This window comes from Streptomyces sp. Root1304 (assembly GCF_001426405.1).
Lineage (GTDB): Bacteria > Actinomycetota > Actinomycetes > Streptomycetales > Streptomycetaceae > Streptomyces.
Map to the genome: position 1 here is coordinate 398,855 of NZ_LMEP01000022.1, position 22,956 is coordinate 421,810.

The window sequence follows — 22,956 nt, forward strand, 5'->3', positions numbered from 1 at the left end:
TTCGGCGGTCCGTCCGGATTGAGCGCGACGCTAGACGAGTGGGGTCGGCGTGAACAAGCCACGGATTTCCATTGCTCCGGGATTCCTTGATATTCGGCCGGAATTCCGGTCACCCTCCGTGGATGACGGCCCCTCGATCTCCTTTTCCCGGGGGGTATTTGGAAAAGACGATCAGGCACGGTCCGTCACGGTTATGACGCTGCTCACGCGCCGATCCCCATCTCCCCTGCAACCGGGGCGGGTTATGGCGAACTCCTCAATACGGACAGATCACCCATTCCCGAGCGAGGGGGTGCGCTCCCGCACCTCCACCCGAGATGATTGCCCCAGGAATCGATCGAGAGAACAGGAGCAGCCGTGACGCAGCAGCTGCCGCAGGTCCCGCCCACCGAAGCGAACGAGCCCGAGCTGGCCGAGGTCCGCAACTTCCGGGACGTGGGCGGCCTGCCGACGACGGACGGGCGCGCGGTGCGCCCCGGCCGCCTGTTCCGCAGCGGCCACCTCGCCCACGCGACCGAGGCGGACACGGCCTACCTCGCCTCGCTGGGGCTGCACACCGTCTTCGACTTCCGGAACCTGGCCGACCGGAAGGTCGAGGGGCCCGACGTCGAGCTGCCCGGCACGCGGAACGTGAACATACCGCTCAACGACCCCGCCGACGGCAAGGAGTTCTGGAAGCTGGTGCACGACGGGGACCTCGCCCAGCTGCGGGAGATCCTCGGCGACGGCAAGGCCGCGGGCCGGATGTCCGACTCGTACCGGAAGATGGTGGTCGAGCGGACCGCCGAGCACAGCCGCGTCCTGCACGCGCTCGCGGAGGACAGCGTCCCGGCCCTGATGCACTGCGCCGCGGGCAAGGACCGTGCCGGACTCTCCATCGCGATCACCCTGCTCGCCCTCGGGGTCGAGCGGGAGGCCATCGAGGCCGACTACGTGAAGTCGAACGACCCGCACCGCCGCTACAAGGTGCGCCGCAGCTCCACCGCCCCCGACGCCATGTCGCCCGAGGTGATGGAGCTGCTGAGCCCGCTGTTCGACGCGCGGGTGGAGTATCTGCGGGGCGCCTTCGAGACCATCGAGGCGACCTGGGGCTCGGTGGACACGTATCTCTCCGAGGGCCTGAAGCTCTCCCCGGAGACCCGCGAGCGCCTGCGGGAGCGCCTGCTCACGGAGGCGTGAGCCGGCCGGAGGCGAGAGCCCGGCCCGAGCGTGAGCCCCGCCCGAGGCACGAGCCCACGCCCCGGGCGTGGGCCCGCCCCGAGCCGGGTTCCGGCTACTGGTTCTGCCCGCCCAGCATGAAGAGCAGGTAGAGGAATCCGGCGAAGAGGTGTCCGGCGATCAGGTACGCGAAGAGACGGAGGACGAGCCCTTTGGGGAACTTGCCCTCGCCGCGCTCCTCGCCGGTGACAGGTCGTGACTTCTCGGACATCTCGGTCCTTTTCTGACGAAGGGGCGCGCCTCTCGGGAGGCGCGCGGGATCAGCGCCGGTGCGGCGTCCCGTCGCCGAGGCACAGCTCGGCGGCGGGACTCTGCAGCAGGGTGTGGACGAAGAGCAGCTCGGCCCCGCCGGGCGTGGCGGCGCCGATCCGGTGCGGGGTGAGCGAGTCGAAGTGCGCGCTGTCCCCCGGATCGAGGACGTGGACGGCCTCACCGAGCGCGAGCCGCACCCGGCCCTCCAGGACGTGGATCCACTCCTCGCCCGGGTGGACGCGCACGATGTCGGCCCGGGTGGCGTACGGCACGTGGACCCGCAGGCACTGCAGGGCGCGTCCGGCGCCGCCCGCCTGGCGGTAGATCCAGCCGTCCGCCTCGACGGGTTCGGAGCGCCCGGCGCGCACGACGGGGTCGCGCTCGGGGGGCGCCTCGCCCAGAAGCTCGGAGACCGTCGTACCGTAGATACGAGCGAGGCCGAGCAGCATCGGGAGCGAGGGCTGCCGGTTCCCCGTCTCCAGGCGCGAGAGGTGGGCCGGTGAGAGACCGGCCCGCTGGGCGGCGGTCTCCAGGGTGAGTCCCCGGCGGCGGCGCAGGGCCCGCAGCTGCGGGGCGACGTCGGGCAGGACGCCGGGAACGGCGGGGTCCGGGGGAATGTCCCCGGGGACGTGGTCCATGCCTCTATTCCGCCAGGATCGTGCCTCTGAGGCAAGTTTCTTGCCTCAGAGGCAAAAGCCCGGGGCGGACCCGGCCACGGCGCGGTTCAGCGCTGTGCGACCGCCTGCTTGACCAGTGTCTTCCCGAAGTCCCACATCAGCCCGCCGCCGCCGTGGGCGTCGTCCATGACGGCGGTGAAGGCGGTGACGAACCGGTCCACGTCCGCCTCGTCGATGACCAGCGGCGGGATCAGCTTGATCACCTCCAGGTGGTCCCCGGAGACCTGGGTGAGGATGTGGTGCCGCTGGAGCAGCGGCACCACGACCATCTGGGCGAAGAGACCCTTGCGGGCCGCCTGGAGCATCGTCCAGCGGCCGCGCAGCCCCAGCGAGGACGGCCGGCCGAACTCGATCCCGATCATCAGACCGCGCCCGCGGATCTCGTGGAGCAGTTCGTACCGGGGCACGAGCTCCTTGAGGCGTCCGGAGAGCAGGTCCCCGATCCGGCGGGCGTGCGCGACCGTCCCCTCGTCCTCCATGACCGAGAGGACGGCGAGTCCGGCGGCCATGGCCTGGGCGTTCGATCCGAAGCTCGCCGAGTGGACCAGGACCCGGTCCATCGACGAGTAGACCTTCTTGAAGATCCAGTCCTTGCCGAGGGTGGCGCCGACCGGCACGTAGCCGCCGGAGAGTGCCTTGGCGACGCAGACCAGGTCCGGTTCGACGCCCTCCTCGTGCTGGTAGGCGTAGAAGTCGCCGGTCCTGCCGAGGCCGGTCTGCACCTCGTCGGCGATGAGCAGGGCGCCGTGCCGGTGCAGCAGTTCCTGGGCCGCCCGCAGGAAGCCGGGCGGGGACGCGTGGACGCCCTTCCCCTGGATGGGCTCGACGACGAAGGCGGCCACGTCGCCCGCGCGCAGCTCCCGCTCCAGGGCGTCGAGGTCCCCGAGCCCGATCGCCGTGTCGGGCAGCAGCGGCGCGAAGCCGTCGCGGAAGCCGTTCTCGCCGTTGACGGAGAGGGAGCCGGTGGTGAGCCCGTGGAAGGCGTGGGAGCAGTAGAGGACCCTCGGCCGCCCGGTGGCGTACCGGGCGAACTTGAGGGCGGTCTCGACCGCCTCCGTGCCGCTGTTCCCGAAGAAGACGCGGTCGAGGTGGGGGCTGTGGGCGAGCAGCCGCTCGGCGAGGAGTCCGGGCAGCGGCTGGCAGTCGAAGCGGGTGAGGTCGGCCAGCTGGGCGTCGAGGACGTCGTGGAGGGCCTTGCGGACGACGGGGTGGTGCCGTCCGAGGCCCATCACGCCGAAGCCGGCGAGCATGTCGAGGTGGTCGACCCCGTCCGCGTCCCAGAAGTGGGCGCCCTCGGCCCGCTCGTACACCTTGTCGAAGCCGATGGTGTGGAGCATGCGCGGCAGCTGGTGGTTGAGGTACTTGGCGTGCAGCTCGTACCGTTCGCCGCCGCGCTCGGCGAGCAGCGCCCGCAGGTCGAACTCCCCGCTCATCGCGGCCCCTTCCTCTCCTTCTCCCTCGCCGGGACGCCCCGCCTCACGCGTTGTTCCCGGAGACGGTCTCCCTGACCGCGCGCAGGGACTCCTTGAGCGAGCCCATGGTGGCCAGGACGGCGGTGGGCTCGTAGCCGCAGTGCGCCATGCAGTTGGCGCAGCGCGGGTCCTTGCCGCGGCCGTACTTGTCCCAGTCGGTGTCCTCGATGAGTTCGCGGTACGTGGGGACGTAGCCGTCGCTCATGAGATAGCAGGGGCGCTGCCAGCCGAAGAGCGAGTAGTTGGGAATGGCCCAGGCGGTGCAGGGGAAGTCCGCCTTTCCTTCCAGGAAGTCCAGGAAGAGCGGCGAGTGGTTGAGGCGCCAGCGGCGCCTGTTCCCTCCGGAGAACGCCTTCTTGAAGAGTTCGCGGGTCTGCTCGACGCCGAGGAAGTGCTCCTGGTCGGGCGCCTTCTCGTACGCGTAGGCGGGCGAGATCATCATTTCGTCGACCTGGAGGTCGTCGTTGAGGAAATTGAGGACCTCGATGATGGTCTGCGGGGTGTCGGTGTTGAAGAAGGTCGAATTGGTGGTGACCCGGAAGCCGCGCCGCTTGGCCTCCTTGATCGCCGCCACCGCCTCGTCGAACACGCCTTCCTTGGCGACCGACTCGTCGTGCCGCTCGCGCAGGCCGTCGATGTGCACGGCGAAGGCGAAGTACGGGGAAGGGGTGAAGTTCTCCAGCTTCTTGCGGAGCAGCATCGCGTTGGTGCAGAGGAAGACGTACTTCCTCTTGGCCACCAACTGCCGCACGATCTCATCGATCTGAGGGTGCATCAGGGGCTCGCCGCCCGCGATGGACACCATGGGGGCACCGGACTCCAGGACCGCGCCGACGGCCTGGGCGACGGGCATGCGCTGCTTGAGGACGCCGGCCGGGTGCTGGATCTTCCCGCAGCCCTCGCACTTGAGGTTGCAGGCGAAGAGCGGTTCGAGTTCGACGATGAGCGGAAACTTCTCGCGCTTGCGGAGCTTCTGTTCGAAGAGGTAGGTCCCGACCCGGATGGACTGACGGAGCGGCATGGCCATAACTCGTTCACCTCCTGGGGAGCAGCAAAGAACGGTGCCATTCGAAGAATGCGGGAAGGACGGCACGAAGGACACGGAAGGCCGATATTCCCCCGCGCACCGTGCCGATCCGGACCAGCTCATGTTCTGGAGCGTCCACGACCACCCGGACGGCCGCAACCGGGCGGGCCTCCGGACCGCCGCCGGGCACCTCGGTGCCCTGGGCCGTCCCCAGGGTCGCGGCGGACTCCATGTCGACGGCGATGGCGCCGGTGGACCGCAGCGCGGCCCGCTCGGGCCCGCGCACCACATGGTCGGAGCCGGTCAGCGGCCCGGTGTGCACGGCCCGCCCGGGTACGGCTCTGACCAGCGCCTTCACCAGCAGCTCGGTGCCGGAGCAGAGGGTCGTGCCGTCGGGGCCGCGGGTCTCGTCGGCGACGACCAGGTCCCCGGGGTGCATGCCGGGGGCGAGCCCCGCGCAGAACCCGGAGGCGATGACGGCGGCGTCCCGCCAGCCTTCCTCGGCGAGGGCGCGGGAGACCGCCGTACGGGCACGGTCGGGCCCCATGCCGGTGCGCAGCACGGTGACGGGCCCGGGGGCTCCGCCCCGGTCGCCGCTGCGCAGGGCGAGCTGCTCGATGCCGAGCGCGCAGGCGATCAGCAGCGGCGGCGGGGCGCCGGGGCCCGGCTCGCGTCCCATCACCGTGCCTTGCCGAGCGAGGGTTCCCCGTGCACGTAGCGGCCGAGCGCCGTGAGGGGGAAGACCTGACGGTAGAGGTGGTAGTTGATGGAGAAGTCCCAGGGGAAGCCGGTGCCGGTGAAGTACGGCTCGTCCCAGGAACCGTCCTCCCGCTGGGTCTCGGCGAGCCAGGCGACGCCCCGCCGGACGGGCTCGGAGTCCCGCTCGCCCGCGGCGAGCAGGGCGATGAGCGCCCAGGCGGTCTGGGAGGCGGTGGAGGCGCCTCGCCCGGTCCACTCCTTCTCGTGGTACGAGCGGAGGTCCTCGCCCCAGCCGCCGTCCTCGTTCTGTACGGAGCCGAGCCAGCCGACGGCCCGGCGGACCGCCGAGTGGGAGACGGGGAGGCCGGCCGCGGTGAGCGCGGGGAGCACCGAGCCGGTGCCGTAGACGTAGTTGACGCCCCAGCGGCCGAACCAGGCGCCGTTCGGCTCCTGTTCGGCGAGCAGCCACTCGATTCCCCTGCGGGTGCGGGGGTCCTGGGCCATTCCCTCGTAGGCGAGCATCTCCACCACGTGGGCGGTGACGTCGGCGGAGGGCGGGTCGATGACCTCGCCGAAGTCGCAGAAGGGGAGCTTGTTGGGGAGGACGCTGGTGTTGTCGGCGTCGAAGGCGCCCCAGCCGCCGTCCTGCGACTGCATGCCGAGCGTCCAGCGGGCTCCCCGGTCGACGGCCGCCGACACCCGGGCGGGGTCGGGGTGGTCGACCCGGCGCAGCGCGAGCAGCACCTCGGCGGTGTCGTCGATGTCGGGGTAGGTGTCGTTGTGGAACTCGAACGCCCAGCCGCCCGGGGGCAGTCCGGGCCGGCGTACCGCCCAGTCCCCGGTCCGGGTGATCTCCTCGTCGAGCATCCAGTCGACGGCCTTCACCAGCGCCGGGTGGTCGGGGCGGAGTCCCGCGTCGGCGAGTGCGATGGTGGCGAGGCAGGTGTCCCAGACGGGCGACTGACAGGCCTCGATCATCCGTGAGCCGTCCTCCCGCCACACGGCGAACCGGTCGAGGGATTCGAGGCCGGCCCGCATGACGGGGTGCCCCAGGTCGTACCCGAGGAGGTGGAGGGCGATCACGGAGTAGACGGCGGGGGGCTGGATGCCGCCCCAGCAGCCGTCGTTCTCCTGGCGCTCGACGATCCAGCGGGCCGCGAGGTTCATCGCGGTCCCGCGCACGGAGCGCGGCGCGAGCCGGTGGTAGACGTGCAGGGCCTTGTCGAGCCGCTGGAAGATCCCGTCCCAGCCGGTGGCGGGGGCGAGCGGCCGGGGCGGGTTCGGGCGCGCCGGATCGGTGTGCAGCTCGTCGAGGGGGAAGGGCGCGGGGCGTACGGGTCGCTTCGCGGAGACCACGGTGAGCGGCACGATGGTCTGCCGGGCCCAGCAGCCGAAGTCGTAGATGTTCAGCGGGAACCACTTGGGCAGGAAGAGCAGTTCCGGGGGCAGCTCGGGCAGGTCGTCCCAGCGCCACCAGCCGAAGAGGGCGAGCCAGATCCGGGTGAAGACCCGGGCGGCGGCGATCCCTCCCCCGGCGCGGACCCAGGCGGAGGCGCGGGCCATGTGCGGGGCGTCGGGCAGGTCTCCGGCGAGCCGCAGGGCCACATAGCCCTCGATGGTGGCGGAGAGGTCTCCGGGTCCGCCGTGGAAGGTGGCCCAGGCGCCGTCCTCGCGCTGCAGGCGGCGGATGTGGAGGGCCGCGGCGCGGGTGGTGTCCGCGTCGAGGATGCCCAGGAACTGGCGGAGCAGGAGGTCCTCGGCGTCCATGGTGACGTTGGTCTCCAGGTCGCCCTTCCACCAGCCCTCGGGGTCCTGTCGGGCGAGGAGGTGTTCGACGGCCCGTTCCGTGGCCAGGGCGGCGGCGCCGTCCAGGTCCGGCGCGGTGGCACCATCAGGTCGGGGCTCGTTCGTCTTGCTGGCCGCGGCTGCCCGGGGGCCCACGGCCCCGGCGCTTCCGTCGGTCGTCGCTGTCATGGCTTCCCCTTTGCGCAGTCGGTTTCTTCTGCTTCCACGGGTCTGCCGTCGGCCGGCGCCGGAGGGCACCGGCCGGCGACCGCGAACTCATATCAGGGTGATGGTGATCATCTCTTCCGTACGACGACGAAGTCGGCGAGTGCGACGAGCTGGTCCCGCACCCGCGCGGGCATGTCCACCTCGTTCAGGGCCTCGATCGCGACGGCGTGCTGGCGGCGGGCCTCCTGGGAGGTCCACTCGCGTCCTCCGGCCTCCTCGATGAGGGCCGCGCGGGTGGCGAACTCCTCCTCGGAGAAGGTGTCGAAGTCATTGGACTTGGCGTCCGCGGCGAGGAGTTCGCCGAGGCGCTCGGAGGCCTCGCCGCCGGCGGCGAGGGCGGCGACGACCGGCAGGGACTTCTTGCGCTGGCGCAGGTCGCTCCAGGTCTGCTTGCCGGTGGCCTCCGGGTCGCCCCAGATGCCGAGCAGGTCGTCCACGGCCTGGAAGGCGAGGCCGAGGTGGTAGCCGTACTCCTCCAGCTTGTCGGCGGTGCGGTCGTCGGCGCCGCCGAGGACGGCGCCGATGGAGACGGCGCAGGCGAGCAGGGCGCCCGTCTTGTTGCCCTCCATCTCCAGGCACTCCTCGACGGTGACCCGCTCGCGGTGCTCGTAGGAGATGTCCTGGGCCTGGCCGTCGATCAGCTTGCGGCTGGCGGTGGTGAGCCTGCGGGTCGCCCGGCCGGCCTCCACGGTGCCCAGCTCCAGCAGGATCTCGTTGGCGAGCGCGAACAGGGCGTCGCCGACGAGGATGGCCTGCGCGGGTCCGTGCACCTTCCACACGGTGTCGCGGTGGCGACGCTGCTCGTCGCCGTCCATCAGGTCGTCGTGCAGCAGCGAGAAGTTGTGGACGAGTTCCACGGCGACGGCGCCGGGGATGCCGACCTCGGGCGCGGCGCCCGCGGCCTCGGCCGACAGCAGGGCGAGCGCGGGGCGGACGGCCTTGCCGCCGTCCCCGTCCGCGGGGTTGCCCTGCGCGTCGATCCAGCCGAAGTGGTAGGCGGCCACGGTGTCCATGGGCGGCGCGAGGCGGTCGACGGCCGCCCGCAGTACGGGGGTGGACAGGGTCCGCCCCCGCTCCAGCAGTGCGGACACGTCCGCGGTGTCGACGGCCGGATTACCCGGCGGCACAGTCGGCACGGTCTCTCCTCTTGTTCCGGTACTCACACTCATGCCGCCTCCTGCAGCGGATGGTCATGGCGGCGGCCGAGGGCGGAGAGCGCGGCGCCCGCGGCGCTGAAGCCGCTGCGCACCGCCCCCTCCATGGTCGCGGGCCAGCCGGTGGCGGTCCAGGCCCCGGCCAGGTACAGCCCGGGCGCCCGGGTACGGGCGCCGGGGCGGAGCCTGCCGACGCCCGGGGTCGGGGCGAACGTGGCCGTCCGCTCCCTGGTGACGAAGAAGTCGCGGATGCCCGCTCCCCGGGCGGCGGGCAGCAGCCGCTCCAGCTCGGGGAGGTACTTCGCGCGCAGGGCGGCGACGGGTACGTCGATCTCGTCCTCGGCGGCCGACTGGGAGACGGCGAGGTACTGGCCGCCGCCGGTGAGCCCGGAGGAGTCGGTGCGGTCGAAGACCCACTGCACGGGCGAGCCGAGCGCGGTGAAGAAGGGGCGCTTCAGCACCTTGCGGTCGTAGACGACGTGGAGGTTGAGGATGGGGGCGTTGGCGATGTCGAGCAGCCGGTCGGGGTCGTCGAGGGCGCCCTCGGGCAGCAGGCCGTGGGTCTCCTGCTGCGGTACGGCGAGGACGACGACGTCCGCCTCCAGGGTCTCGCCGGGTACGTCGACGGCCCAACGCCCGTCGCCGGTACGCGAGATCCGTTCGGCCTTGGTCCGGAGCGCGGTGCGGACGCCGAGCGCGTCGAGTTCCTTCGCCGCCCGGGTGTCGTGGAGTTCACCGAGCGGGACGTGGGCCCAGCCGATGTCGGCGGCGCCGGGCTCGGAGAGCAGACCGGTCTTGAAGACCATCGCGGCGAGCCCCATGGAGGCCTGCGGGGCGGGGGCGTTGAGGGTGGGGATGCCGACGAGGTCCCACAGCGCCTCGACGGTCCGCGGGGACTGCCCGTGCCGGCCGAGCCAGGTGGCGAAGTCGATGCCGTCGAGCGCCGGATCGGCGGGGTCGAGCTTCTTCAGGGCGAGCGCGGCCCGGCCGACGGAGGCCCGCTCGGCGAGCGAGAGATGGGGGTACGTGGCGAGGCTGCGCGCGAGGTGCAGCGGTACGGGGAGGGCGTCGCGGCGGATCCGGCCGAGGCGCGGGCCGCGCGGGTGGGCGACGTCGAGCACGGGCACGTCGAGGCGGTCCTGGAGCGGGGCGAGCCGGGCTCCGTCGATCCGGTCGAGGAACCAGCGGTAGGCGGTGCAGCAGCGCAGGTAGACGTGCTGGCCGTTGTCGACGGTGAGGTCGCCGCGGCGGAAGGAGAACGCCAGGCCGCCGAGCCGGGGCCGGCCTTCGAGGAGGGTGACGTGGAGGCCGCTCTCGGCGAGCTGGAGCGCGGCGGTGACCCCGGCGAGCCCGCCGCCGACGACGACGGCGCGGGGCCGCCGGCCGCCGCCGGTCGGGGCGCCGGAGCCGGGAGCGTCCGGCGAGGCGTGCCGCTCGGTTCCTTCGTGGGTCACGCTGCCTCCGTTCGGTTCGTCGTGGGCGGGTGGGGCACCTCGGTCAGGGACGCCGTGGCGGCGCCCGGGGTTGCCCCGCGGCCGGGGGCGTACGGGCGCATCAGACACGCCTCCTGACGGCGCGCCGGGCGATGTGGCGGGTGTCGAGGCCGGAGAGCCCGCGCACCGCCACGTAGGCCTTCTCGCGTCCGGGCAGCGAGACGCGGCCGCGGAGCACGGCCTCGGGGTCGCGCTCGATCCGGTCGAGGAGGCGCCGGTAGATCCCGGCCATGGCGGCGACGCAGGCGCCGCTGCGCCGGTCGAGCATGGGCAGGAGTCCGTAGCCCTCGGCGAACAGGGCGCGGGCGCGCCGGACTTCGAAGTGGACGAGGCCGGCGAAGTCGGCGCCGGCGGGCGGGGTGTCGCTGTCGAAGCCGTCACCGCAGCCGAACTTGGCGAGGTCGTCGGAGGGCAGGTAGGTGCGCCCGTTCCCGGCGTCCTCGCGTACGTCCCTGAGGATGTTGGTGAGTTGGAGCGCGAGGCCCAGGGTGTCGGCGTACTCGGCGGCGCGCTCGGCGCCCTGGGCGCCGGGCTGGGTGCCGAAGACGCCGAGGGAGAGCCGGCCGATGGCTCCGGCGACGCAGCGGCAGTAGACCTTGAGGTCGTCCCAGGTCTCGTAGGTCGCGCCGTGCACGTCCATGAGGACGCCGTCGATGAGTTCGTCGAGGCCGCCGAGCGGGATCGGGAAACGGCGGGCCGAGTCGGCCAGGGCGACGGCGACGGGGTCGGTGTCGTCCTCGTCGATCTCGTCGGCCCGGACGCGGTCGAGCAGGGCGCGGGTGGCCTCCAGGCGCTCCTGCTTGGCCTCGGGCGGGAGCGTGCCGTCGCCGATGTCGTCGACGCGCCGGGAGAAGGCGTACAGCGCGGACATCGCCTGCCGCTTCTCGGTCGGCAGCAGCCGGATTCCGTAGGCGAAGTTCCGCGCCTGCTGTCCGGTGACCGCCTCGCAGTAGCTGTAGGCGGCCTGTACGGGTGCGGACGGCTGGGGCTGTGCCTCCACGGTCGCGCTCACCCCTCTTTCCGCGCCCGGAGCAGAACCGCTCCCGCCTGGCGCATCAGGCTCGGCTTGGTGGCCTTCGGTGGCCCGGTCAGCACGTCGAATCCGGCGTCGGTGATCGCGTCGAGCGCGGCGAGGCCCCCTGCGGTGAATCCGGCGAGGAGGAGCCGCAGCCGGCCGTGGACGCTGCTGACGAGGGGGGCGCCCGCGTCGAGCAGGGCGCGGGCCCGCTCGGCCTCGAAGGCGATCAGGGCGCGCACGGAGGCACCGGCGGTGGGCCGGGCGAGGTCGCTCTCGGTGACGTGGAAGCGCTTGAGGTCCTCGGCGGGGAGGTAGATCCGGTCCCGGGCGAGGTCCTCGGCGACGTCCTGGAGGTGCTCGACGATCTGCAGGGCGGTGCAGATCTCGTCGGAGCGCCTGATCCGTTCGGGGGTGTCGGTGCCGGTGATCCCGAGGACGAGCCGGCCGACGGGGTTGGCCGAGAGCTCGCAGTACGCGAGGAGGTCGTCGTAGGTCTCGTAGCGGCCGACCTGCTGGTCCTGGCGGTTGGCGGCGACGAGGCCGAGGAAGGGCTCGGGGGTGAGCCCGCAGCGCCGGACCGTCGGCTGGAGGCCGCGCAGCAGGGGGTGCCGGGGGGTGCCGTCGAAGACGCGGCGGAGGTCGGTCTCGAAGGCGTCGAGGAAGGCGAGGCGGTCGCGGGCGGTCTCGGGGGCGAGGCCGAGGTGGCGGGCGTCGGCGCCGCCGGGGGCGAGGTCGCCGTCGCCGATGTCGTCGACGAGGCGGGCGAAGCCGTAGACGGCCATGAGGTCGTCGCGCCAGGCCCGGGGCAGGAAGAAGGGGGCCACGGGGAAGTTCTCGTCCGCGGCCTTGCCGAGTGTGGCGCGCGAGGCGGCGTCGGTGCGCGCCTGGCTGGTATCCGTCACAGGTCACTGCCCGACGGAGGGACGGCGACACCCTCGTGGAGCTGGAGATTCTGCGTCATGGCCGTCACGTCTCCCGTTCTACACTGCCGATCCAATCCATCCTATTTCGGACACGCCGCCGACCCCTGCCCGTAGAGCCGCCGCCCGGAGGCCCGATGGCCGCGGGGTATCGCCCTACTTGCCGCGAAACAGACCGCTCCAGCTTACGTTGTACGACGACCGTCGCCGTTCCGGGGTGCCGGGCGCTCCGGCCCTCACCCGAACGAGTCGTCAACCCGGCGCCCCCGCAAGGGAGTTCGGCCCCGAGCGGGGCTCAGGGGGTGCGGGTTCCGGAGACGACCATGGCGAGGGTGGTCTCGACGACGGCGTTCCTGCGCTGGGCCGGAAGGCGGCGAAGAGGCCCGTCGAGCAGGAGAAGTGACAGTCCGTGAACGGCCGACCACGCTGCGGCACCACCGGCGGCGCGGACGCCGGGCCGGGGGGTTCCGACGAGGGCTTCGAGGGTCTCCCGGAGCAGGGTGAAGGCGCGGATCTCGGGCTCGGGCGCCTGCCGTCCGGCCGGTTCCGGGCGGTCCGCCCCGGCCGGCCGGGGGACACAGAACGCGGCCCGGTAGAGGCCGGGGTGTTCCACGGCGAAGCCGACGTATCCCCGGCAGAGGGCGGCGAGCCGCCGCTCGGCCGCGAGGGCGGGGTCGTCGGCGCCGGGCTCGCGGGCCGCGGCCCGCTCCATGGCGTCGGCGAGGAGCCGCTGGGCGTGGGCCTTGACCGTACGGAGGAGTTCGCCGCGCCCCTCGAAGTGCCGGTAGGCGGCGGTGGGCGAGACGCCGACCCGGCGGGCCGCCTCCCGGAGGACGACCCGCTCGGGTCCGCCCTCGGTCGCGAGGTCGACGGCGGCGCAGATCAGCGCGTTGCGCAGGTCGCCGTGGTGGTAGGTCTTTCCCCCCGAGATCGCTGGCATGGGCTCATCCTGCCCGATGTTGACCGCATGCACATTCCAGGCGGGGCATGACGCGCGAAAATCGGAAGCGCCCCCACCGGAAGAGGTGGGGGCGGCTCGGGGAGCGAGGTCAGCGGGCGGTCTCCCGCTCGTACGCCTTGAGCACCTCGTCCGTGGGACCGTCCATGAGGAGCTGGCCCTTCTCCAGCCAGAGCACCCGGTCGCAGGTGTCCCGGATGGACTTGTTGCTGTGGCTCACCAGGAAGACCGTGCCGGCCTCCTTGCGGAGCTCCCTGATGCGCTCCTCGGAGCGGATCTGGAACTTGCGGTCACCGGTCGCCAGCGCCTCGTCGATGAGGAGGACGTCGTGGTTCTTGGCGGCCGCGATGGCGAAGCGGAGCCGGGCGCCCATGCCGGAGGAGTACGTCCGCATCGGCAGGCTGATGAAGTCGCCCTTCTCGTTGATGCCGGAGAAGTCGACGATCCCCTCGTACCGCGAGCGCACCTCCTCGCGGCTCATGCCCATGGCGAGGCCGCCGAGGATCACGTTGCGCTCGCCGGTGAGGTCGTTCATGAGGGCCGCGTTGACGCCGAGCAGCGAGGGCTGGCCGTCGGTGTAGACCTTGCCGCTCTCGGTGGGCAGGAGTCCCGCGACGGCGCGGAGCAGCGTGGACTTGCCGGAGCCGTTGGAGCCGATGAGGCCGATGGCCTCGCCCCGGTAGGCGGTGAAGGTGACACCGCGCACCGCGTGCACCTTGCGGACGCCCCGGCTGACCTCGGCCTTGCCGCGGCCGACGATGCGGCTGAGCGCCGCCGTGGCGCTGCCCTTGCCGCCGCCACCGGCGTTGACCCGGTAGACGATGTGGACGTCGTCGCAGATGACGGTGGGAACGTTGGACCGGTTGGTGTCAGCCACGGCCGTACCTCTCCTCGGCCTTCCAGAAGTAGACGAAGCCGCCGATGCCGAAGGCCACCGCCCAGCCGAGCGCGGTCAGCCAGACGTGCGAGGGCAGGTTCTCGGCGCCGTATCCCTCGATGAGGGAGTAGCGGATCAGGTCCATGTAGACCGCCGCCGGGTTGTACATGAGGACGTCGGCGATCCACGCGGGCTTGTCGGCGAGCATCGTGGTGATCGAGAACATGACGCCGGACGCGTACATCCAGGTGCGCATGATGAACGGCATCAGCTGGGCCAGGTCGGGCGTCTTCGCGCCCATCCGGGCCACGATCATGGCGAGTCCGATGTTGAACACGAACTGCAGCAGCAGGGCCGGGATCAGCAGCAGCCAGCGCAGCGAGGGGTAGCTGCCGAAGGAGATCGCGACCGCGACGAGCACGACCATCGAGAACAGCAGCTGCTGGAGCTGCTGCAGGGAGAACGAGATCGGCAGCGTGGCCCGGGGGAAGTGCAGGGCCCGGACCAGGCCGAGGTTCCCGGAGATCGCCCGGACGCCGGCCATGACCGAGTTCTGGGTGAAGGTGAACACGAAGATGCCGGTGACGAGGAAGGGGATGTAGACCCCCTTGGACATGCCGCGTCCGGCGTCCAGGATGAGCCCGAAGATCAGGTAGTAGACCAGGGCGTTGAGCAGCGGGGTCGCGACCTGCCACACCTGCCCCAGCTTCGCCTGGCTGTACTGGGCGGTCAGCTTCGCCGAGGAGAACGCCAGGATGAAGTGGCGGCGGCTCCACAGCTCGCGTACGTACTCGAACAGTCCGGGCCGGGCGCCACTGACCGAGAGACCGTACTTCGAGGCCAGCGCGGCGGGGGTCAGGCCCTCGTCGACGGACGGGGGCGCGCTCGTCGCGACCGCCCCGCCCTGGTGTGTGTCACTCACAAGTCGAAACTTTCGTGTTCAAGATGCGCGGCACGTCGGTACCACGATGTCAGACGACCGGGGGGCGACCCAGCCGGGTCAGCCGCCACACCGTACGCCACCTCATGGGGCGGCGCGGTCCGCAGGGGGTCGTCCAGCCCGCACGGAATCCGCCGAACCATGCCTTGAGCGCGGAGGGCGAGGGCCGACGGGCCAGGGTGAGCAGGAGCCAGACGCCGAGATACACCGGCACCAGGGGCGCGGGCAGATTGCGGCGTGCCAGCCAGACTCGGTTGCGGGCCACGTTGAAGTGGTACGAGGCGTGGCGGGAGGGTGCTGTGGTGGGGTGCAACAGCACCATGTCGGAACGGTAGTCGATCATCCAGTCGGCGTCGAGCGCGCGCCAGGCGAGGTCGGTCTCCTCGTGCGCGTAGAAGAACTCGTCCGGCAGGCCGCCGACTTCGGCGAACACCTTGGTGCGGACGGCGTTGGCGCCACCGAGGAAGGTGGTCACCCGCGAGGAGCGCATCGGGTCGGAGGCGCGCAGCCGCGGCACGTGCCGGCGCTGGGTGGCCCCGGTCTCCGGGTCGGCGATCCGGAAGGTGATGATGCCCAGGCGCGGGTCGGCGGTGAAGGCCTGCCGGACCAGTTCGGCGGTGTCGGCGTGGGCGAGGAGGCCGTCGTCGTCGAGGAAGAGCAGGACGTCGACGTCGGTGCCGCCGGGGCCGAAGGCCTCGATGCCGACGTTCCGGCCGGCGGGGATGCCGACGTTCTCCGGCAGGTCGACGGTCCGTACCCAGTCGGGCACCCCGGTGACCGGGGTGCCCTGGCCGACGACGACGACCTCGACGGGGTCGCCCTCCTGCTTGGCGACCGAGTCGATCAGCGCGCGCAGGTCGTCGGGGCGGTTGCCCATCGTGATGACGACGGCGCCCACCTTGAGCGGTGCACTCACGGCCGGCCTCACTTCAGCCTGCTGGAGACCATGATCGACACCAGGTGCAGCACGGTCTGGAGCAGGGCGATGCCGGCGAGGACGGCGACGCCGAGCCGGGTGAAGAACAGGTCGCCGCGGACCTGGTCCGCGATCGCCAGGACCACGATGAGCAGCGAGGCCTCGATGCCGAGGACGAGCCGGTGGAACTTCAGCGCCCCGGCGGCCCTGCGGGCCAGCGCCATGCCGGAGGAGCGCGGCTCGGAGGCCGACTCCTTGACCGGCGGCAGTCCGCCCTGGTGCCGGGCGACACCGACGAGGTCGGTCTCGGCCTTGATCAGGATGGCGCCGAGCGCGGCGAGCGTGCCGAGGAAGGCCCACAGCCAGTCGATCCGGCCCGAGCCCCACAGGTCGGCGGCGCGCAGGCCGAAGCCGACGAGCACCGCAGCGTCGCACAGGTAGGCGCCGACCCGGTCCAGGTAGACACCGGCCAGCGAGAACTGCTTCTTCCAGCGGGCCACCTCGCCGTCGACGCAGTCGAGCAGCAGGTAGAGCTGGACCATGAGCGCGCCGAGCAGCGCCCCGGGGATGCCGGGGACGAGCAGGGCCGGGGCCGCGAGGACACCCGCGAGGGTCATGACGTACGTGAGCTGGTTCGGCGTGACCTTGGTGCCGACGAGCACGCGGGTGATCCGGAGCGAGATCTCCCGCATGTACATGCGGCCGCCCCAGTGCTCTCCACTGCGCCGGTCCTTCACACCCGGAGGGTGGACGACCGGGCGGAGCTCAGCTACGGATGGCTTTGGCATAGTCGGCGTACGCGTCCCTGATCTCGTCGTCGGACAGGTCGAGGTGTTCGAGGATGGTGAAGCGGCCCGGCCGGGTCTGCGGGGCGAAGGACACCGCCTGGACGAACTCGTCCACGGTGAAGCCCATCTCCTCCGGCAGGACGGGAAGTCCGTGCCGGCGCAGGGTCTCGACCATCAGCGCGGAGCCGTCGCGGGCGCCGCGCAGGTGCATGGCGAAGGCCGCTCCGAGGCCGCACTGCTCGCCGTGGCTGGCGGCGCGGGCCGGGAAGAGCAGGTCGAAGGCGTGGCTGATCTCGTGGCAGGCGCCCGAGGAGGGGCGGCTGTCCCCGCTGATCGACATGGCGATGCCGGACATCACCAGGCCCTCGGAGAGGGTGACGAGGAAGTCGTCGTCGCCGACGCCGCCGGGGTGCCGGAGCACGGCCTCGCCGGCGCTGCGCGCCATGGCGGCCGCGAGGCCGTCGACGGGCTCCCCGGTCACCTGGTGCGACAGCTCCCAGTCCGCGATGGCGGAGAGGTTGGAGATCGCGTCGCCGATGCCGGAGCGGACGTAGCGCACCGGGGCGTCCCGGATCACGTCGAGGTCGATGACCAGCGCGATCGGGGTCGGCACACCGTAGGAGCCGCGCCCGTTGTCGTTGTCCAGGGTGGAGATCGGCGAGCAGATCCCGTCGTGCGACAGATTGGTCGCGATGGCCACCAGCGGCAGCCCGACCCGGGCCGCCGCGTACTTGGTCACGTCGATGATCTTGCCGCCGCCGAGGGCCACCACGGCGTCGTACCGCTTGCCGCGCATGGCGTCGGCGAGCTTCACGGCCTCGTCGATGGTGCCGCCGGAGACCGGGTACCAGTCGGCGCCGGGCAGCTCGGGGGCGAAGTGGTCACGCAGCTTGAGGCCCGAACCGCCGCTGATGGCGACGGCGATCTTGCCGTTGCTGGAGATCCGCTGGTCCGCGAGGAGCGCGGACAGGTCGTCCAGCGCTCCCCTGCGGATGTCGACGACGACCGGCGAAGGGATCAGCCGGGTCAGTACTGGCACGCGATCTCACGGCCCTTCGCGAGGTCGTCGTGGTTGTCGATCTCGACCCACGTGACGTCGCCGATGGGCTCGACGTCGACGGTGAAGCCGCGGTTGACGAGCTCCTGGTAGCCGTCCTCGTAGTACAGGTCGGGGTCGCGCTCGAAGGTGGCCTTGAGGGCGTCGGCGAGCTCCTCGGCGGCCTCGGCCTCGATGAGGGTGACACCGATGTACTCGCCGGTGGCGGTGGCCGGGTCCATCAGCTTGGTGATGCGCTGGACGCCCTTGCCCTCGGCGGTGATGACCTTCATCTCCTCGTCGGCGAGGTGCTTCACCGTGTCGAGGGCGAGGATGATCTTCTTGCCCTCGCCGCGGGCGGCGAGCAGGGTCTTCTCGACGGAGACCGGGTGGACGGTGTCGCCGTTGGCGAGGATCACACCGCGCTTGAGGACGTCACGCGCGCACCACAGGGAGTAGGCGTTGTTCCACTCCTCGGCCTTGTCGTTGTCGACCAGGGTGATCTTGAGGCCGTACTTCGCCTCCAGGGCCTCCTTGCGGTCGTAGACGGCCTCCTTGCGGTAGCCGACGACGATCGCGACCTCGGTGAGGCCGATCTCGGCGAAGTTCTTCAGCGTCCCGTCGAGGATCGTGATCTCGCCGTCGACGGGCACGAGGGCCTTCGGAAGGGTGTCGGTGTAGGGGCGCAGACGCCGTCCGGCACCGGCTGCCAGTACGAGACCGATCATGCTGTTTCTCCTTCGTCGTGAACGGCGGGTGCTCCGGAGGAGACCCAGAAGCGGATGGACTCCACGAGCACCACGAGGGCGACGGCGACCGCGAGGGCGGTCAGTGCCAGGGTGAAGTCGTCGCCGCGGTCCGCCAGCAGGGCGGCGAGGACGGTCACCAGGAGCGTGCGCCCCTCGTGTCCGCCGGTGACGCGCACCAGCCAGGCGGGCGGTGCGCCGGTGCCGCCGCGGATGCGGTACACCGTGTCGTAGTGATGGTAGGCGACCGCCGCGACCAGCCCGAATGCGGCGGGGAGCGCGTGAGGCGCGTCCGACTTCGCCGCGAGGAGCAGGATCGTGCCGTACTCGGCGGCGCGGAAGAGCGGGGGCAGCAGCCAGTCGAGGGGGCCCTTGAGGGGCGCGGCGACAGCGAAGCCGGCGAAACAGGCGTAGCCGACAGCGGCGGCCACGTTCGACGCGCCCGGGCCGATGACGTACGAGTTGACGAGCACCATCGCCGCGGCGATGGCCGCCAGGATCGGCGCCGTGAAGGCGGAGCGCGGACCGCGGCGTCCGATGCGGGCGAACATTCCGGCCAGCGGCCCGGAGTCCGCGAGGTCGGCCAGGGCCTGGGCGGCCCGGTCGGTGCGCTTCGCCTTGCGGGTCAGGGAGCGCAGGACGCGGCCGGCCGTCGTGTAGCAGGCGCCGAAGGCGCAGCCGATGATCAGCGCCCAGAAGACGATCCGGGGGTTGGTGAAGGCGGTGAGGACCGCGATCATCGCCCAGCGCTCGCCGATCGGCAGGATGATCATGCGGCGGGCCCAGACGGTCCAGCCGAGGCTGTCGAGCCGGTCGGAGAGGGCCGCGGTGGGGCTGGTGTTGGCGGTGGCGTCGTGGTTGGCCTCGTTGAACGAGAAGTCCACCACGTGCCGGCAGGTCATCAGGATCATCGCGCCGAGGGCCAGGGCCCAGACGTCGTCGCCGTTGCGGGCGGCGCCGAGGGCGAGGCCCGCGTAGAAGGCGTACTCCTTGGCGCGGTCGAAGGTGGCGTCGAGCCAGGCGCCCATCGTCGAGTACTTCAGCGCGTAGCGGGCGAGCTGCCCGTCGGTGCAGTCGAGGACGAAGGAGACCAGGAGCAGGACGCCGGCGGCGATGTAGCCGCCGCGCTCGCCGGTCGCCGCGCAGGCGGCCGCGACGAGCGCGGTGAGCAGCGAGGCGGTGGTGACCTGGTTGGGGGTCAGTCCGCGGCGCGCGCACCAGCGGGCGATGTAGCGCGAGTACGGGCTGATGAAGAAGGTGGTGAAGAAGCCGTCGTGGGCCTTGACGGCCGAGCGGAGGCGTACGGCCTCGTCGTCCACGGCGGCGACGGCGGCGCGGGCCTCGTGGCGGGCCTCGGCGTCGGTGGGGACGGTGGCGACGAGGGTGCCGAGCTGGGGCCGGTGCACGGCGACGCCGTCGGCGTCGAGGGCGTCGGCGACGGTGCCGGTGAGGTCGTCCCCGTCACCGGCGGTCGCCGAGGCCGCGCCCAGGGCGCGGGTCAGCGCGGGGCGGGCCCCGCTCTGCGCGGTGAGCGCGCCGGGTGCGGCGGCGGCGGGGAACCGGGGGTCGGTGAGGGCGAGGCGCAGCGCGTGCAGGTGGCCGACGAACCGGGGGTCGACGAGCGCGACGCGCTCACCCGCGGGGACGGCGGCCAGCAGGGCGCCTGCCTCCTCGGCGCCGGAGGCGGCCTTCACGTCGAAGCCGAGCAACCGCAGGTCTCCGTCGAGCGAGGAGCCGGGTGCCGGGGGGCCGGTGAGGATGGCGGTCGACAGACGAACTCACTCCTTGGAGCTGACGAGGGGCCGGCGGGGCCATGGCGGCCCCGGGCGCGGCGGTGCGGCCCGGCACCGGGCGGCGACACGTCGGCTGAGGCTATCGGATGAACGGAACACGAGTTCACCGAGGCTTCGCGGGCAGGACTCCCCCGGGCCCAACCGTGTCCGTACGGGTGCGCCGCGCCCTGCGGAGATCATCATGGGCGATCGGCGGCCCGGCTCACAAACCACCGTCGCGGGCCCGCGCGAGGGCCCTCGGCGACGCCTTCCCGCCATGGCCGGTCCTGCCTGCATCGCCGCAGGTCAGAGCATATGACAACGGTGTTCAGTACCGTGTTGCACATACCCCCCACCCGTAGTTCACTTGCGAACCGGGGCACACGAGACGACACGATCTGGAGGCCACGCGATGGGGGCTGGACACGACCACGGGCACAGCCACGGCGGCCCGCCGCCGACGGGGACCGCGGGCGCCGCGTACAAGAGCCGGTTGCGGATCGCGCTCGGCATCACGCTCTCCGTGATGGTGATCGAGATCATCGGCGGTCTGGCCGCCGACTCCCTCGCGCTGATCGCGGACGCGGCGCACATGGCGACCGACGCGGTCGGCCTGGCGATGGCGCTGCTCGCCATCCACTTCGCGAACCGGCCGCCGTCCGGGAACCGCACCTTCGGGTTCGCGCGGGCCGAGATCCTGGCGGCACTCGCCAACTGTCTGCTGCTCCTCGTCGTCGGCGGGTACGTGCTGTACGAGGCGATCCAGCGGTTCATCGAGCCGGCCGAGACCAAGGGCGGGCTCGCCATCGCCTTCGCGGTGATCGGTCTGGTCGCGAACGTGATCTCGCTGTCGCTGCTGATGCGCGGCCAGAAGGAGAGCCTCAATGTGCGGGGGGCCTACCTGGAGGTGCTCGCGGACGCCCTGGGCTCGGTCACCGTGATCGTCGCGGCCACGGTCATCCTGACCACGGGCTGGCAGTACGCGGACCCGATCGCCTCGATCGTGATCGGCCTGATGATCGTCCCCCGTACGTTCAAGCTGCTGCGCGAGACGCTGGACGTGCTCCTGGAGGCGGCGCCTAAGGGCGTCGACATGGCGGAGGTACGGGCGCACATCCTGGCCCTGCCGGGCGTCGAGGACGTGCACGACCTGCACGCCTGGACGATCACCTCGGGCATGCCGGTGCTCTCCGCGCACGTGGTCGTGGACCAGGGCGCGCTGGACTCGGTCGGGCACGAGAAGATGCTGCACTCCCTCCAGGGGTGCCTGGGGTCCCACTTCGACGTGGAGCACTGCACCTTCCAGCTGGAGCCGGTCGGGCACGCGGAGCACGAGGCCAAGCTCTGTCTCTGACCACGGCCGGCTGTTAGTCTCTTCGTACGAACGCGTGAAGAGAGGAGCTGAGGTTGATGACCGTCGCGATGGAGGCTGCCCGCAGCGGCAGCGCCCGGTCGTCCCTCAGCCTCCGGGTCTCCGGCTGACCTGATCCCGGTCCACACACCGGTACGTCACGTCGTCGGCCGGGGCCCTCTCACACAAGGGTTTCCCACGTTGTCCGACAACGCACTGCACGATGCCTTCTTCGCCCTGCACCACGGTCTTCCGCGGCAGGGCCCCGGCTCCGACACCACCACCCGCCGGCTCCTCACACTGGCGGGACGGCTTCCCGAGCGTCCCCGCGTGCTCGACCTGGGCTGCGGCCCCGGCCGTTCCGCGCTGCTCCTGGCGGCCGAGGCGGGCGCAGAAGTGACCGCCGTCGACACCCACGAGCCGTTCCTCGCCGAACTGCGGGAGGCCGCCGCCGCCCGCGGGCTCGACGGCTCGATCGACACCCTCCGCGCCGACATGGGCGCGCTGCCGTTCCCCGACGGCTCCTTCGACCTGGTCTGGGCCGAGAGCTCGGTCTTCGTCCTCGGCTTCGACCGGGCGCTGACCGAATGGCGCAGGCTCCTGGCGCCCGGGGGCGTCCTCGTCCTCACCGAGTGCGTGTGGACCACCGACGAGCCGGGTCCGACGGCACGCGCCTTCTGGGAGGAGCACTACACGCTCCGTGGCGTCACCGCGAACACTGCGGCGGCGGTCGGGGCCGGCTACCACGTGGTGGCGACGCTCCTCCAGCCGGAGAGCGACTGGGACGAGTACTACGTCCCGCTCGCGGCGCACGCCGACGCCGCCGACCTCACCGTGCCGGGCACGGCCGAGGCGGTGGCCGGGGCACGCGCCGAGATCGCGCTGCGGCGCGAGCACGGCTCCGACTACGGGTACGCCGGTTTCGTCCTGCGGCCCGCCGATCCGCGCTGGACCGTCCGTCCGGAGCGGGACGGGGAGGCCGGGGCCGTGTGGCGGGTCGTGCGGGCGGCCTTCGGGTCGGAGGCGGAGGCCGATCTGGTCGACGCGCTCCGCCGGGACGCCGACGCCTGGCTGCCCGGTCTGTCGTTCGTGGCCGAGGCCCCGGACGGCTCGGTCGCGGCGCACGCCCTGATCACCCGCTGCCTGGTGGGCGGCGTGCCCTCCGCGGCGCTCGCGCCGGTCTCGGTGGCGCCGGAGCACCAGCGCTCGGGGGCCGGACAGGCCGTCGTGCGGGCGGTGCTGGACGCGGCGCGGCTGCGCGGGGAGCCGCACGTCCTCGTCCTGGGCCATCCGACGTACTACCCGCGGTTCGGGTTCGTACGTGCGTCTGAGTACGGAATCAAGCCAGGTTTCGAGGTACCGGACGAGGCGATGATGGCGCTCGTCCTCGACGGTTCCGCGCCCGTTCCGTCCGGCACGCTCGTCTATCCGGAGGCTTTCGGGGTGTAAGACCGACTTCGCCCCTTGTGCTCCCGCCGCGCCGGTCCCGTTCCGGCGCGGCGGGAGCGGCCACGTCCGGCCGACGAAGTACGGACAAGCCGCTTTTGTACGGCAGACTGAGGTTCCCCCACCGGGGCCGAGGACCGAAGCGAAGGATGGGTATGCCGACCACACCAGCCACCGCGGCTC

The 22,956-nt window shown here is 72.0% G+C and carries 21 protein-coding genes; 3 read left to right on the forward strand and 18 right to left on the reverse strand.

All coding sequences use genetic code 11. The features are described 5' to 3' along the window. Positions 1 to 357 precede the first annotated feature (357 nt). The gene (locus ASD33_RS21195) at positions 358 to 1,179 is read left to right on the forward strand and encodes a tyrosine-protein phosphatase (RefSeq protein ID WP_056562554.1); all 822 of its coding nucleotides are present in this window, start codon (positions 358 to 360) and stop codon (positions 1,177 to 1,179) included. Positions 1,180 to 1,273: 94 nt separating this feature from the next. On the opposite strand, the gene ASD33_RS35845 is transcribed toward ASD33_RS21195, so the two are convergent. The 18 genes from ASD33_RS35845 to ASD33_RS21280 form a co-directional block, all read right to left on the reverse strand. After that, on the reverse strand, positions 1,274 to 1,429 hold the full coding sequence (locus ASD33_RS35845; RefSeq protein WP_015037637.1) for a DUF6126 family protein: 156 nt from the start codon (positions 1,427 to 1,429) through the stop codon (positions 1,274 to 1,276). Between the two features lie 49 nt (positions 1,430 to 1,478). Beyond that, on the reverse strand, positions 1,479 to 2,108 hold the full coding sequence (locus ASD33_RS21200) for a helix-turn-helix domain-containing protein (protein ID WP_056562558.1): 630 nt from the start codon (positions 2,106 to 2,108) through the stop codon (positions 1,479 to 1,481). 86 nt (positions 2,109 to 2,194) lie between these two features. Then, positions 2,195 to 3,580 carry an aspartate aminotransferase family protein gene (locus ASD33_RS21205; RefSeq protein WP_056562561.1) on the reverse strand — a complete coding sequence of 462 codons (1,386 nt, stop codon included), beginning with the start codon at positions 3,578 to 3,580 and terminating at the stop codon, positions 2,195 to 2,197. Between the two features lie 43 nt (positions 3,581 to 3,623). Beyond that, the gene (hpnH, locus tag ASD33_RS21210; protein WP_056562564.1) at positions 3,624 to 4,646 is read right to left on the reverse strand and encodes an adenosyl-hopene transferase HpnH; all 1,023 of its coding nucleotides are present in this window, start codon (positions 4,644 to 4,646) and stop codon (positions 3,624 to 3,626) included. Positions 4,647 to 4,653: 7 nt separating this feature from the next. After that, a complete protein-coding gene (locus tag ASD33_RS21215; protein ID WP_056562566.1) occupies positions 4,654 to 5,325 on the reverse strand; it encodes a 1-hydroxy-2-methyl-2-butenyl 4-diphosphate reductase in 672 nt (223 codons plus the stop codon). Continuing rightward, a complete protein-coding gene (gene shc, locus ASD33_RS21220; RefSeq protein WP_056562570.1) occupies positions 5,325 to 7,319 on the reverse strand; it encodes a squalene--hopene cyclase in 1,995 nt (664 codons plus the stop codon). Before shc ends, ASD33_RS21215 begins: the two co-directional genes overlap by 1 nt. 107 nt (positions 7,320 to 7,426) lie before the next feature. Then, positions 7,427 to 8,527: a polyprenyl synthetase family protein gene (locus ASD33_RS21225; protein WP_079044911.1), complete on the reverse strand. Its 1,101-nt coding sequence runs from the start codon at positions 8,525 to 8,527 to the stop codon at positions 7,427 to 7,429. Further along, entirely contained in the window at positions 8,524 to 9,966 is a 1,443-nt protein-coding gene (gene hpnE, locus ASD33_RS21230; protein ID WP_056562576.1) for a hydroxysqualene dehydroxylase HpnE, read from the reverse strand. The genes ASD33_RS21225 and hpnE overlap by 4 nt, the downstream gene beginning before the upstream one ends. Positions 9,967 to 10,066: 100 nt before the next feature. Beyond that, positions 10,067 to 11,017, reverse strand: coding sequence for a presqualene diphosphate synthase HpnD (gene hpnD, locus ASD33_RS21235; protein ID WP_056562578.1), 951 nt, complete (start codon positions 11,015 to 11,017; stop codon positions 10,067 to 10,069). After that, on the reverse strand, positions 11,014 to 11,925 hold the full coding sequence (gene hpnC / locus ASD33_RS21240; protein ID WP_056562581.1) for a squalene synthase HpnC: 912 nt from the start codon (positions 11,923 to 11,925) through the stop codon (positions 11,014 to 11,016). Before hpnC ends, hpnD begins: the two co-directional genes overlap by 4 nt. 313 nt (positions 11,926 to 12,238) lie before the next feature. Next, on the reverse strand, positions 12,239 to 12,883 hold the full coding sequence (locus ASD33_RS21245; protein ID WP_056562584.1) for a TetR/AcrR family transcriptional regulator: 645 nt from the start codon (positions 12,881 to 12,883) through the stop codon (positions 12,239 to 12,241). A gap of 109 nt (positions 12,884 to 12,992) precedes the next feature. After that, the gene (locus tag ASD33_RS21250; RefSeq protein ID WP_056562587.1) at positions 12,993 to 13,778 is read right to left on the reverse strand and encodes an ABC transporter ATP-binding protein; all 786 of its coding nucleotides are present in this window, start codon (positions 13,776 to 13,778) and stop codon (positions 12,993 to 12,995) included. Next, positions 13,771 to 14,700 carry an ABC transporter permease gene (locus tag ASD33_RS21255; RefSeq protein ID WP_056562589.1) on the reverse strand — a complete coding sequence of 310 codons (930 nt, stop codon included), beginning with the start codon at positions 14,698 to 14,700 and terminating at the stop codon, positions 13,771 to 13,773. The genes ASD33_RS21250 and ASD33_RS21255 overlap by 8 nt, the downstream gene beginning before the upstream one ends. A 49-nt stretch (positions 14,701 to 14,749) precedes the next feature. Further along, positions 14,750 to 15,634 carry a glycosyltransferase gene (locus tag ASD33_RS21260; RefSeq protein WP_056562591.1) on the reverse strand — a complete coding sequence of 295 codons (885 nt, stop codon included), beginning with the start codon at positions 15,632 to 15,634 and terminating at the stop codon, positions 14,750 to 14,752. A gap of 8 nt (positions 15,635 to 15,642) precedes the next feature. Continuing rightward, complete coding sequence (locus ASD33_RS21265) at positions 15,643 to 16,422, reverse strand: CDP-alcohol phosphatidyltransferase family protein (RefSeq protein ID WP_079044912.1); 780 nt, start codon at positions 16,420 to 16,422, stop codon at positions 15,643 to 15,645. Next, positions 16,400 to 17,461: an iron-containing alcohol dehydrogenase family protein gene (locus ASD33_RS21270; RefSeq protein ID WP_056562594.1), complete on the reverse strand. Its 1,062-nt coding sequence runs from the start codon at positions 17,459 to 17,461 to the stop codon at positions 16,400 to 16,402. Before ASD33_RS21270 ends, ASD33_RS21265 begins: the two co-directional genes overlap by 23 nt. Next, positions 17,449 to 18,186 (reverse strand): phosphocholine cytidylyltransferase family protein, encoded by a 738-nt coding sequence (locus ASD33_RS21275; protein ID WP_056562598.1) that lies wholly within the window; start codon positions 18,184 to 18,186, stop codon positions 17,449 to 17,451. The genes ASD33_RS21270 and ASD33_RS21275 overlap by 13 nt, the downstream gene beginning before the upstream one ends. Next, complete coding sequence (locus ASD33_RS21280) at positions 18,183 to 19,976, reverse strand: DUF5941 domain-containing protein (protein WP_056562600.1); 1,794 nt, start codon at positions 19,974 to 19,976, stop codon at positions 18,183 to 18,185. Before ASD33_RS21280 ends, ASD33_RS21275 begins: the two co-directional genes overlap by 4 nt. A gap of 412 nt (positions 19,977 to 20,388) precedes the next feature. Here ASD33_RS21280 and ASD33_RS21285 point away from each other — a divergent pair, with 412 nt between their 5' ends. Continuing rightward, entirely contained in the window at positions 20,389 to 21,330 is a 942-nt protein-coding gene (locus ASD33_RS21285; protein ID WP_056562603.1) for a cation diffusion facilitator family transporter, read from the forward strand. Positions 21,331 to 21,528: 198 nt separating this feature from the next. Next, on the forward strand, positions 21,529 to 22,776 hold the full coding sequence (locus ASD33_RS21290) for a bifunctional class I SAM-dependent methyltransferase/N-acetyltransferase (protein ID WP_056562606.1): 1,248 nt from the start codon (positions 21,529 to 21,531) through the stop codon (positions 22,774 to 22,776). The last annotated feature ends 180 nt before the right edge of the window (positions 22,777 to 22,956 follow it).